At 63.3% G+C, this 11,881-nt stretch carries 10 protein-coding genes; 6 read left to right on the top strand and 4 right to left on the bottom strand.

Annotated features, from left to right (window positions below; translation table 11 throughout):
• Window positions 1-56: 56 nt before the first annotated feature.
• Window positions 57-1,295: an MFS transporter gene (locus J2Y48_RS13425; RefSeq protein ID WP_310418560.1), complete on the top strand. Its 1,239-nt coding sequence runs from the start codon at window positions 57-59 to the stop codon at window positions 1,293-1,295.
• 69 nt (window positions 1,296-1,364) lie between these two features.
• Here the strand turns inward: J2Y48_RS13425 and J2Y48_RS13420 are convergent, their stop codons facing one another.
• Window positions 1,365-1,784: a DUF1801 domain-containing protein gene (locus tag J2Y48_RS13420; protein ID WP_310418884.1), complete on the bottom strand. Its 420-nt coding sequence runs from the start codon at window positions 1,782-1,784 to the stop codon at window positions 1,365-1,367.
• A gap of 194 nt (window positions 1,785-1,978) precedes the next feature.
• Here J2Y48_RS13420 and J2Y48_RS13415 point away from each other — a divergent pair, with 194 nt between their 5' ends.
• The 3 genes from J2Y48_RS13415 to J2Y48_RS13405 all read left to right on the top strand — a co-directional run bounded on the left by J2Y48_RS13415 (window position 1,979) and on the right by J2Y48_RS13405 (window position 5,188).
• Window positions 1,979-3,376 (top strand): multicopper oxidase family protein, encoded by a 1,398-nt coding sequence (locus J2Y48_RS13415; protein WP_310418558.1) that lies wholly within the window; start codon window positions 1,979-1,981, stop codon window positions 3,374-3,376.
• A gap of 90 nt (window positions 3,377-3,466) precedes the next feature.
• The gene (gene rnd, locus J2Y48_RS13410) at window positions 3,467-4,612 is read left to right on the top strand and encodes a ribonuclease D (protein ID WP_310418881.1); all 1,146 of its coding nucleotides are present in this window, start codon (window positions 3,467-3,469) and stop codon (window positions 4,610-4,612) included.
• Window positions 4,613-4,675: 63 nt separating this feature from the next.
• The gene (locus tag J2Y48_RS13405) at window positions 4,676-5,188 is read left to right on the top strand and encodes a protein-tyrosine phosphatase family protein (protein WP_310418555.1); all 513 of its coding nucleotides are present in this window, start codon (window positions 4,676-4,678) and stop codon (window positions 5,186-5,188) included.
• On the opposite strand, the gene J2Y48_RS13400 is transcribed toward J2Y48_RS13405, so the two are convergent.
• Window positions 5,185-6,003: a methyltransferase domain-containing protein gene (locus J2Y48_RS13400; protein ID WP_310418552.1), complete on the bottom strand. Its 819-nt coding sequence runs from the start codon at window positions 6,001-6,003 to the stop codon at window positions 5,185-5,187. The genes J2Y48_RS13405 and J2Y48_RS13400 overlap by 4 nt on opposite strands.
• A 285-nt stretch (window positions 6,004-6,288) precedes the next feature.
• On the opposite strand from J2Y48_RS13400, the gene J2Y48_RS13395 reads away from it, so the two are divergent.
• Complete coding sequence (locus tag J2Y48_RS13395; RefSeq protein WP_310418550.1) at window positions 6,289-7,647, top strand: esterase-like activity of phytase family protein; 1,359 nt, start codon at window positions 6,289-6,291, stop codon at window positions 7,645-7,647.
• Window positions 7,648-7,840: 193 nt separating this feature from the next.
• Window positions 7,841-9,151 (top strand): calcium-binding protein, encoded by a 1,311-nt coding sequence (locus J2Y48_RS13390; RefSeq protein ID WP_310418547.1) that lies wholly within the window; start codon window positions 7,841-7,843, stop codon window positions 9,149-9,151.
• 168 nt (window positions 9,152-9,319) lie between these two features.
• Here the strand turns inward: J2Y48_RS13390 and J2Y48_RS13385 are convergent, their stop codons facing one another.
• Entirely contained in the window at window positions 9,320-10,216 is an 897-nt protein-coding gene (locus tag J2Y48_RS13385) for a hypothetical protein (RefSeq protein ID WP_310418543.1), read from the bottom strand.
• Between the two features lie 129 nt (window positions 10,217-10,345).
• The gene (gene ppx / locus J2Y48_RS13380) at window positions 10,346-11,869 is read right to left on the bottom strand and encodes an exopolyphosphatase (RefSeq protein WP_310418541.1); all 1,524 of its coding nucleotides are present in this window, start codon (window positions 11,867-11,869) and stop codon (window positions 10,346-10,348) included.
• Between the last annotated feature and the right edge of the window lie 12 nt (window positions 11,870-11,881).

Here is an 11,881-nt window from a genome sequence, read left to right as displayed (position 1 = left end):
CCGCTTGTAGGAATGGACGTCACACCTCGACCCCGATTCCCTTCTCCGGCGGCAGCATGAGCCAGATCCGTCCTCTCCTTCCCCTACTCGTCACGGCCGGGATCCTGATCGGCGGCAATGGACTGCAGGGGACGTTCATCTCGCTGCGTGCTTCGCAGGAAGGGTTTTCCACCTCGCTGATCGGCGTCGTCGGCGCCGGCTACAACATCGGCTTTGCGATCGGCTGCATCTATGTCACCCGCGTGCTGAGGGCGATCGGGCACATTCGTACCTTCTCGGCCATGGCGGCGATCGCCTCGGCCTCGTCGCTCGCGATGCTGCTTGTCATCGACCCGACCTTCTGGTTCTTCATGCGTCTGCTGGCAGGGCTCTGTTTCGCAAGCCTGTTTGCCACCGTCGAAAGCTGGCTGAACGCCAGCGTCACCAATGCCAACCGGGCGCGCACGCTCTCGGTCTACCGCCTCGTCGACCTCGGCTCGGTGACGGCGGCGCAGTATCTCATTCCCGGGGTCGGCATCGGCGGCTTCCAGCTCTTCGCGATCATCTCGATGGCGCTGACGCTGTCGCTGGTGCCGATTTCGCTCGCCGATCGCTCCAGCCCGATCGCGCCCGAAGCGATCCGCTTCGACGTCAAGAAACTCTGGAACATATCGCCGCTCGCCACGATCGGCTGCATCGTCGTCGGCCTGACGAACGCCGCCTTTCGCTCGCTCGGGCCGATCTACGGCCAGGAAATCGGCCTGTCGGTGACGGAGATCGCCAGCTTCATGAGCGCCGGCATCATCGGCGGCGTCGTGCTGCAATATCCGCTCGGGCTTTATTCGGACAAGTTCGACCGGCGTGTGATCATCCTGATCGCGACGCTCGGCGCAACGCTCGCCGCGCTGTTCCTGGCGATCTTCGCCGGCGGCGACGAATGGCTGAACATGGTCGGCATCTTCGTCTTCGGCGCCTTTGCCATGCCGCTCTACTCGCTCTGCTCGGCCCATGCCAACGACCACGCCGGCGACGGCGAGCACGCGCTGGTCTCCGCCGGCATGCTGTTCTTCTGGTCGATCGGCGCGATCATCGGTCCGCTCTTCGCCTCGGTGCTGCTCGACATCTTCGGACCCACTGCGCTGTTCACCTACACCGCCGTCATCATGGTGATCTTCATGGGCTACACGCTGCTGCGCATGACCGCCCGGCCCGGCGTTCCGGCGGAACAGCGGCACGGACGCTTCCGCAGCCTGCTGCGCACCTCCGCCTTCTTCAACAAACTTGCCGGCGAGGGACGCAACGGCGGGGAACGGTAGGCACTGCCCGCGCCTTACGCGCCTTGGGCTGGAATGCCGCGGCAGGAGCCGCAGCGTAGGAGCAATGGCTCAAGTCCCGCTGCTCTTTGACGCTTTCGCCCGGGCAGCCGCGGGGGCATTCTTTTTCAACTTCGTTCGATTGTGCTCAATAGCGGCCCGGACAAGGTTTATCAGCGCCGGCGCGTCGATCTCGTCACCCTCGAAAAAGTCGATCGCCCGCCGCGCGTTGCCGTCTAGGCTGGCGTTGAAGAGCCTGTCCGGATCCGGCAGGCTCGCCCCGTGGGCAAAGGTCAGCTTCACCTTCCCCTTGTGGGCGTCGGCGACGGCGATCATTCCATCCCGCGACCACACCGGACTTCCCATCCACTTCCACTCCTCGATGATTTCCGGGTCGGCCTCGAGAATGGTTTTGCGGACACTGGCAAATGTTTTGCCGCGCCAGTCTGAGAGACCCGCAATCAGCTGGTCGATTTGCTCCGATGGGGTCATTGGATTTCTTGCCTCAGAATGCTGGGGTGGAAGGGATGCCGTCCGCGCTGTGCATGCATCATGCACGATCATGGTGCGGCTATCTACCCGTAGCCCCTGCCGCCACACCGGTCATAGGATTGATTTGCCGTATTGATGAGTTTCGCCATCAGGTTTAATCAGGCGACGACGTCAATTTCCTGTCTGGATGCCCCATGCCGATCAGCCGCCGCACGCTTCTCAAGGGTTCCGCACTCGTCACCGCCGCCTACGGGACCGGCCTTGCCCTGCCGCTGGCACGTCGCGCGCTGGCGGAGGCTCCAACGGAACTCATCGCTTATGAGGGGAGCGCACGACTTTCGGGAGAGGCAGCGACGAAGGGCACGATGTCCTACCGGCTCGGTGCGGCCGGCGACGGCGTGCCGCCGGTGCTGCGCATGCGCAAGGGTGAGGAATTCTCGGCTCGGCTCGTCAACGAGCTCAAGGAGCCGACGACGGTACATTGGCACGGGCTGCGGATCGCCAACGCCATGGACGGCGTGCCGGAACTGACGCAGCCCTATGTCTACCCCGGCGACCGGTTCGACTACCGCTTCACCCCGCCCGATGCCGGCACCTTCTGGTATCATCCCCATTGCAACACGCTGGAGCAGATCGGCCGCGGACTGACCGGCGTGATCGTCGTCGAAAACCCCGACGATCCGGTGTTCGACGCGGAGATCGTGCTCAATCTGCGCGACTGGCGGCTCGGCGGCGACGGGCAGTTCATCGACCAGTTCAAGCCGCGCGATGCCGCCCGCGGCGGCACTTATGGGACCGTCCGCACCACGAACTGGTTGCAGGCTCCAATCTATGACGCACCGGCGGGCGGTCTCGTCCGGGTCCGCATCTGCGCAACCGACGTGACCCGCATCTACCGGTTCGGGCTGGAGGGCGGGACGGCGATGGTGGTCGCGCTCGACGGGAACCCGCTGGAAGCGCCCTTCCCGCTCGACCTCCACGACGTCGGCCCCGGCCAGCGCATGGACCTCGTGCTGCGCATGCCGGACGACGAAGGTGAGATCGTCACGCTCGGCAACGTGAAGGGCAGCGCGCCGTGGACGGTCGCCTCCTTCCGGGCGGTCGGAACCAGTTTGAAGCGCGAATTGAAAGACGTGGTGGCGCTTCAGGCCAACCCGATCGCCGTGGCGGACACGAAGGCGGCGGAGATCATCCCGATGGAATTCACCGCGACGGCCGAGCACGGGGCGAAACCCAGCATCTGCGGCTCGCTCGGCTATACCTTCTGGGCGATCAATCGCGTCGCCTGGCCGGGCGACGCGTCCGATCCGGTCGCGCCGCTTGCGGAGCTGAAGCTGGGCAAAAGCTATGTTTTCCGCATGGCCAACCGCACGCCGCACGCCCACCCGATCCACCTGCACGGCATGAGCTTTTGTGCTGTCGCCTCGAACCAGCCGCGACTTATCGGGCACCCGACCGACACGATCCTTTTGCAGCCGGACGAGACGGCGGATCTCGCGCTCGTCGCCGACAATCTGGGCGACTGGGTGTTCCATTGCCACATCATCGAGCACCAGAAGACGGGAATGACCAGCTATGTGCGCGTGACCTGACGGCCGCGGCGCAGTTTTTGATTGTGGCGGAATGGTGGAGCAGGTAAACCATCCGGTCAAACGAAGCCTCCACCGAGCAAACCAATGCAAATCATCGATACCACCGCAGCACTGGCCGAGGTCTGCGCGCTGCTTGCCAAGTCCGATTACCTAACGATCGACACCGAGTTCCTGCGCGAAACGACCTTCTGGCCGGAATTGTGCCTGATCCAGCTGGCTGGGCCAGAGACCGAAGTGATCGTCGACCCGATGGCCAAGGGGATCGACCTCGCGCCGTTCTTCGCGCTGATGGCCGATACGAGCGTGGTCAAGGTGTTCCATGCGGCACGCCAGGACCTCGAGATCGTCTACAATCTCGGCAAGCTGATCCCGCATCCGATCTTCGACACCCAGGTCGCCGCCATGGTCTGCGGCTTCGGCGACAGCGTCTCCTACGACCAATTGGTGCAGAAGACGAAAGGCGTGCAGATCGACAAGTCGTCGCGCTTCACCGACTGGAGCCGGCGGCCCTTGACCGACAAGCAGCTCGAATACGCGCTCGCCGACGTCACCCACCTGCGCGACGTCTACCAGTTCCTGAAGGGCAAGCTGGAGCAGGAGAGACGGTCGCTCTGGCTGGCCGAGGAGATGGCGGTACTGGAGGCCCCCGGTACCTACGACATCCACCCGGATGATGCCTGGAAGCGGTTGAAGCTGCGCGTGAAGAAACCGATCGAACTGGCTGTTCTGCAAAAGGTTGCCGCATGGCGCGAGCGCGAGGCACGCGGCCGCAACGTACCGCGTTCGCGCATTTTGAAGGACGACACGATCTACGAGATCGCCCAGCAGCAGCCGGCCGATGCCGAGGCGCTGGGGCGGCTGCGCACGATCCCGAAGGGCTGGGAGCGCTCGCAGTCGGGCGCCGCCCTCGTCGCAGTGATCCAGGAGGCGCTGGCGATCCCGAAGGCCGATCTGCCCCGCCTGCCCCGCCAGAGCCAGGTGCCCGAGGGCGTGGCCGCCGCCAGCGAGATGCTGAAGGTGCTGCTGAAGCTCGTCTCGGAGAAGCAGGGCGTCGCCTCCAAGATCATCGCCAACAGCGACGACCTCGAAAAGATCGCCGCCGAAGGCGAGGCAGCCGATGTCCCCGCCATGCACGGCTGGCGCCGCGACCTGTTCGGCAATGTCGCGCTGGACCTGATCGGCGGCAAGGTTGGCCTGCGCTTCGTCAACAAGCGGATCGAGGCGGTGGCGATCTGACGCACATCGTCATTCACGGCCGGCACTGCTGACGCGCCGGCCATCACGGCGTAGAGTGCCCCCATGGACACGCCGGAGAAATTCACGATTGCCACCGTCAAGCTGCCGAACGGCGGCCGCATCGGCCTGAGCCGCATTCCGGGACGTACGGGCGAATATGCTTCCGACCTGCAGGCGATCGCCGACTGGGGCGCGGATGCCGTCATATCGATGACCGACAGGGTCGAGATGGAGGCACGGGGTTGCAGCGATCTTGGTGCGCGGCTCGCCGAGCGGGATATCGCCTGGTTTCACCTGCCGATCCGCGACTTTGGTGGTCCGAGCGGCACGGCGGAAGCACACTGGCCTGAGTATTCCGCGAAACTGCATGAGATTCTCGATCGCGGCGGCGCTGTGCTGGCCCATTGCCACGGTGGCCATGGGCGCGCCGGCATGGTGGCGCTGCGGCTGCTCGTCGAACGCGGCGAGGAGCCGGACATGGCGCTCCGGCAGATCCGGACCGTGCGGCCGGGCGCGGTGCAGACTGACGGTCAGTATCGCTGGGCGGCATCGGCAACGGCTAAGCCGAGGCCCTAGGCGCTGATAGGTTTGCGAGCCTTTTGCGCCGTAACGATCAAGGCCGGCATATCGAACTCGATCCGTCCGTCGATCACGAACGGCAGGAGGACGATCTGTGACTCCCGCTTGAGCCGGGCGAACTGTTCGTCCGAGAGCACACCACCGAGGGTCCACATGCAGGCGCGCTCTGTCGAGACGAGCGCGTCGATCGAATTGAAGCGGACTTTGCCGTTGCGCTGCACGACCTCTGCACCAGCGATGCCCGCCCCGCGGCAGATGTCCCGCAACTGCCCGGCCTCCCCGAGAACGAACGGCGCGCGAAAGGCGTCTCCAACCTCCCGGCCGAATAGCCGGTCCAGCAACTGCGCAAAGGCACCGTAACCCGGCGAGTTGTCGACGCTGTCGCAGACGGCAACCGCCAGCCTTCCGCCGGGTTTGAGCACCCGCATCATCTCGCGCAATGCCCGCGGCCTGTCCTCGAAGAACATCAGGCCGAACTGGCTGACGACGGCGTCAAAACTGTCGTCCGGCAGCGGCAGGGCCTCGGCCACGCCCTGCAGCCACTCGATGTGCGGATCGTTGCGACGGGCCACCGCCAGCATCTCGGAATTCGCGTCCAGTCCGACCACCGATCCGGCCGGTCCGACGATCGAGGCGGCCGCAAGCGTGAGCGCGCCGGTGCCGCAGGCCACATCGAGGACGTGATCGCCCGCGCGCACGGAAGCCTCCGCTGCAACAATCGGGCCCCACTGAGCGAAAAGAGCGGGCACGAAGTACGCATCGTACACTTCGGCGGGATTGAGGGCGGCCGGACCAAGGGGTGTGTCAGGCATGTTCGTGCTGCCTCCAATTCCGGGACAGGTGATGCCGGATCGGTGTGCGCGCCCTCCTGTGGAAAGCCGACCCGCTATGCCCTGAGACCGGGTGGATTTTATCAGAAGCGAGCGTTCCTCGCAGCATTTTCGGGCCGGACAAGCGGTTCGCCAGACCTTCGCCAGTTGGCACCGGTTCCCCGCCAGGCGGCTCCCGTCACGAAAGCTTCAGCCAACCGTCAAGCAGCGGTCATGTGTGATGCCTATCGGGAGCGTGTTCGATCCTTCCACAACAAGGTGACTTCCATGACGAAATCGCTCCTGGCCGGCACTGCGCTCGGCTTTCTCTTCGCCAGCACCGCGCTTGCCGCCGATACCGAGTTTCCCGCGACTCTGAAGGCGCATGCGATCTTGCCCGCCAACACGATCATCGCCGCACCGGCCGATGCGGCCGACTACCTGAAGACTTCGGGCAAGTTCACGACGGCCGACCGCAAGCGGGCCGAGCAGCTCGGCACCGTTGCGGGCAAGGACGGCGTGCGCCCGACCGGTCTGTCGCTCCCCTTCGACGGCCAGCCGATGCAGGGTTTTTCCGGCATCAAGGCGATGGAGGACGGCACGTTCTGGACGCTGTCGGACAACGGCTTCGGCAACAAGCTGAACTCCACCGATGCGATGCTGATGCTCCACAACGTCAAGTTCGACTGGGACAGTGGCAAGGTCGAGCCGGTCAAGACGGTGTTCCTCTCCGATCCGGACAAAAAGGCGCCCTTCCCGATCGTGATGGAAGGTTCTCAGACCCGCTACCTGACGGGCGGCGACTTCGACGTCGAGTCGATCCAGCCGGTCGATGACGGTTTCTGGGTCGGTGAGGAGTTCGGCCCGTATATTTTGAAATTCGACCGCGACGGCAAGCTCGCCGACGTGATCGCCACGGAAGTCGACGGCAAGCCGGTCACCTCGCCCGACAACCCGACACTGACGGTGCCGGCCGATCCGTCGAAGAAGATGCCGGCGTTCAACCTGAAGCGCTCCGGCGGTTATGAGGGCCTGGCACTGTCGAAGGACGGCGCGAAGCTCTACGGCCTGCTGGAAGGCCCGCTCTGGGTCGACAGCGAATCCGTCGAACAGGCAGATGGCCTCCCGGCCCTGCGCATCATCGAGCTTGACGTCGCCACCAAGGCGTGGACGGGCCGCAGCTGGCTCTATCCGCTCGCAGAGGGCGGCGAGGCAATCGGCGACTTCAACATGCTGGACGCAACGACCGCACTGGTGATCGAGCGCGACAACGGCGTCGGCACCGCTGACAAGGCCTGCGCCGATCCGAAGGATCCGAAAGCCGACTGCTTCGCGGTCGCCTCAAAGGTCAAGCGCGTCTACAAGATCGAGATGAACGACGCCAACGTCGGCAAGGCCGTGCGCAAGATCGGTTATATCGATCTGATGAAGGTCGCCGATCCGGACAACAAGAAACGCCAAGGCGGCGGCGACGGCTTCTACGACATGCCGTTCCTGACGATCGAGAACGTCGACCAGGTGGACGTGACCCACATCGTCGTCGGCAATGACAACAACCTGCCCTTCTCCGCCGGCCGCTTCATCGACAAGGCTGACGACAACGAGTTCGTGCTGATCGAGGCCGGCGATTTCCTCAAGGCCGAGTGAACACAAACCTTGGCACCGGGGGCGGCGACAGCCGCCTCCGACCTGGAGGCGCGCGGCAGACACGGCAGGCGCTCCCGTGCATCAGCGATGCCTGACCCTTTTATTATGATCGGCGTAACCCAAACAGGTGATCCACAAACATTCCGATGGTGATTTATTTCCGCTTCTGCAATTGGATCGACGGGAAATCAACATGGCCACCTACACGCTGAAAATGCCAAAAGGAAAGTATCCTGGGCAATACATCCCGACGCACTGGGCGACCGACTACAATCCGGCCCTGAACGAACTTCTTGCGTACGGGAACTATACCTCGCAATCTGCGACCAAAGCAGTGTACCGGATGGACAACGGTGTCACCTTGGTCATTACCGGCACCAATCTGACCTACGTCAAGCCGGGCAGCGTGATCAGTGGCGGCACGATAACATCGCTCCAGTTCCTGGATACCGCCGGTGGTTCGGTTGTTCAGACGGTTACCGGCCTCAAGCTGGCAGGCAGCGAGTTCCGCGCGGCGGTCAACGTCGGAAGCACCGTGCATACCGCGAAAGTCATCCTGCGCGGTGCCGATACCCTTCACGGAACTGACGGAAAGGACGAGCTCTGGTCGTACGGCGGCAATGACAAGCTCTTCGGCGGCGCCGGAGCTGACAACCTCATGGGCGGGCGCGGCGCCGACACCTATGATGGCGGCACCAGTGCCGGCAGCATCGACCAGCTCGATTTCGAAGACGCTTATAATGACGCAAACGGCGCCAAGGGCGTGACTGTCGACATGGCCAAAGGCACGGCGATTGACCCTTGGGGTTACAAGGAAACCTTTATCAACATCGAGCGCATCAAGGGAACCCAGTTCGTCGACAAGATGTACGGCTCGGCGCGCGCGGACGAATTCCGGCCGCTCGGCGGCAACGATATCGTCGACGGGCGTGGTGGGATCGACACCATCCGCTATGACCGCGACGCCCAGCACTACGGCAGCAAGGGCGTCTCGGTCGACCTCAACGCCGGTGTCGGCACAGACGGTTTCGGAAACAAGGACAAACTTTCCAACATCGAAAACGTCGTCGGCACAGAGAAGGGCGACACGCTCAAAGGCAACAGCGCTGCGAACGAGCTCACCGGCAGCGGCGGGAATGACAAGCTCTACGGCGGGCTGGGCAAGGACGTGCTGATCGGCGGGACCGGCCAGGATACGTTCGTCTTCAACACGAAACCCACCTCCAGCAACATCGACACCATCAAGGATTTTAATGTCAAGGATGACACGATCTGGCTCGATGACGACGTATTCACCAAGATCGGCAAGGTCGGAGACCTGGCGCCGGCGGCGTTCTACATCGGTGCCAAGGCTCATGATGCCAGCGACCGGATTATCTACGACAAGACGACGGGAAAGCTGTTCTACGACGCAGACGGAACCGGCAGCACGGCCGCCGTTCAGTTTGCGACCCTGACAAAAGGGCTGGCGATGACCGCGACGGACTTCGACATCATCGCCTGACGACAAAGGTTCGCGGCGATCGGGTTCAATGCTGCGTCGCGCAGCCGCTATCACTTCGGCTTCAAGTCATAACCTCCACAAGAGGTGGAGGTTATTTCATGGACATAATTGAAGGGGCGGCTGGCGCTGCCCCCTCTTGTTTTCACAGGCCGCTTCGATTTCCACCGCTCAGAGCAGGAAATCGCGCGCGTCGAGATCCTTCAGCTTGAAATCGTCGAGGACGATGATGTCCGTGCTGCTGAGCTTGATGTGGACGTCCGTTCCCACCTGTACGGCCTTTTTCAGAACCGCACCGACCGAGGCAAGGCCATAGGAACGAAGATCGATGTCATCGATGTTGTTCTGGAAATCCGTGATCGTATCCTTGCCGTAACCCTTGGCAAAAACGAAGACATCGGCCCCGCCGCCGCCGGTCAGCGTGTCGTTGCCCTTGCCGCCGTTGATTTTGTTGGCGCCGCTGTTGCCGGTCAGCTTGTCGGCGTAGCTCGAACCGGTCAGGTTCTCGATGGAAACGTAGGTATCGCCCTTGGCATCGTTGGTGTTTACGGATGCCTTGGCGAGGTTGGCGACGACGCCCTTCGTCGCACCGGCGTAGGAGGCCGTATCGCTGCCCGCGCCACCGTTGAGCTTGTCCGCCCCCGCACCGCCAATCAGCGTGTCGTTGCCGGCTTCACCAAGAATCGAGTCCGCATACTGCGTTCCCTTGATCGTATCATGGCCGGACAGGAGCAGCGCGATGCCCTGCTGCACGGTACCGTCAAGCGCATCGCTGAAGGCCCGGCCGGAGATTTTGAGATCCGTTAGCGAAAACAGAGTCTTGCCACCCTCGACATGCGTCAAGCCGGTGATAGTTCCGGCCTTGATCCCGTAAACTTCACCGTTCTTGATGACCCAGCTGAGGCTCGTTCCTTTGACCTCGGTGTAGTTCGTGCTGTTCTGATAGATCTTGACGCCCGTCGCTACTGGCGTCGTGTTACGGTCGAAGTCCATAAAGTTCGTGTAGCCCAGCTTAGCGAAGCTGAAGCCGGTGTTCTTGCCCAGGCTGCCGAGTGTGATCTTTGCCATGTAAAATGCCCCTTGCGCATGCTATCGACAGTGCGGGTCTGTCGAGCGCGCATCTAGGCTGCGAGGTGTTAACACACTCACCTGCCAATGGATAAAAACGCTCTTTAAGACGTTATTTTCAAAGAATTTTTAGGCGTCGTAACGGAAACCGATTCTCGTTCCGGTCAGCTTCGAAAGCTGTTGCAGGCGCCCATCCAGGCGCTCGCCGGCGAAATCGGAATATTCGGCGGGGACGACGAACTCGAGGTCGAGGTCCGGTGTTTCCGAACGGCGGATGGTCAGGTTGCGGACGACCCCCGGCATCGAGGCGGAAAACAGGTAGGCGACGCGCAATAACCCGCCGAGCAGCTTCGCCAACATCAGCATTCTCGGGGTGGCGATCGCGGCGAGCGGGCTCGACGCGCCGTCGTCGTTGAGGCCCTCGAAACGATAGTAGTTGGCGAGCGCAATATAGGCGCGGCCGGGATGGGTGATGCCGGTAAAGGTGCCGTGCGAGATGATGTTGAGGGCCTGCAGTCCGCGATAATCCGGATGCGCCCGCCAGCTGATGTCGGCAAGCAGGCAGGCGGCCTGGCGGTACCGCCCCTCCTCCCGGCTCTCCTCGATGCCGAAGTGGGGCATCATGCGGCCGGTCCACTGGACAAGCTCGCGCGCGTGTTCCGGCGAGCGGGCGCGCAGGATCGCAAGCTGATCGGCTGCGGTGAGCAGCGGATCGCACATCTTCTCGCCCTCCGGCAGCAGCGAGTAGAGAAAGCCTTCGCGCACCCCTTGAGCGGAGAACGAGACCTTGGCCGGGCGCATCAGCGCGATGGCCTCCTGCATGGCGACTGCGCCGAAGGGCAGAAGCGTGCGGCGGCTCTTGGAGATCGCCGCATAGGCGGGGTCCTTCGTGTCCTTCGTCGTGACGACATAGGTCAGGAAGTCCATCGCCTCGTCGAAGGAGATCTCGTAGCCCTGCATCATGTGCAGGGGGTAGTTGTTGATTTCCATGTGCAGCTTGGCGAGCGATCGCCAGGTTCCACCGACGGCGTAGAAGGTTCGCCCCGTGCCGCGCTTGAGCAGCCCGGCGGTCTTGAGGAACCGGCGCGCGACGATCCGCGCCTGGGCGACCGACCCCGCCGCCGCCTCGGACAGGCGAATACCGCCAAGCGGCAGCGTCATTCCCGTGCCGATCGCCTCTCCGGCGACATCGACCAATTCCAGCGATCCGCCGCCGAGGTCGGCGACGATGCCGTCGGGATCGTGGAAGCCGCTGATGATCCCCAGCGCCGAGAAATAGGCTTCCTCGTCGCCGGACAGCACCCGCACCTTGTGTTCGAGGATGGCCTCGGCCCGCTCAATGAATTCCGGTCCGTTCTCGGCCTCGCGCGCGGCCGCGGTCGCGAGCGCATACATGCGCGTGGCGCGGGCCTGGCGCGACAGCGCCTTGAAGCGGTGAAGCGCGCCAAGCGCGCGCTCGACGCTTGCCTCGTCCATGCGGCCGGTCTTTGCCAGCCCCCTGCCGAGGCCGCACATGACCTTTTCGTTGAAGAGGATCGACGGCGCGCGGTTCATCCCCTCGTAGATCACGAGACGAATGGAGTTCGACCCGATATCCACGACCGATACCGGGGCAATTCCCGGCAGGCGCCCCTGCGCTTCCGATTCAACCATGCAAGCCCAATG

It is taken from the genome of Mycoplana sp. BE70, from assembly GCF_031455855.1.
Lineage (GTDB): Bacteria > Pseudomonadota > Alphaproteobacteria > Rhizobiales > Rhizobiaceae > Mycoplana.
Note: the sequence above shows the minus strand (reverse complement) of the source record. Positions and strands in the feature narration are given on the sequence as shown.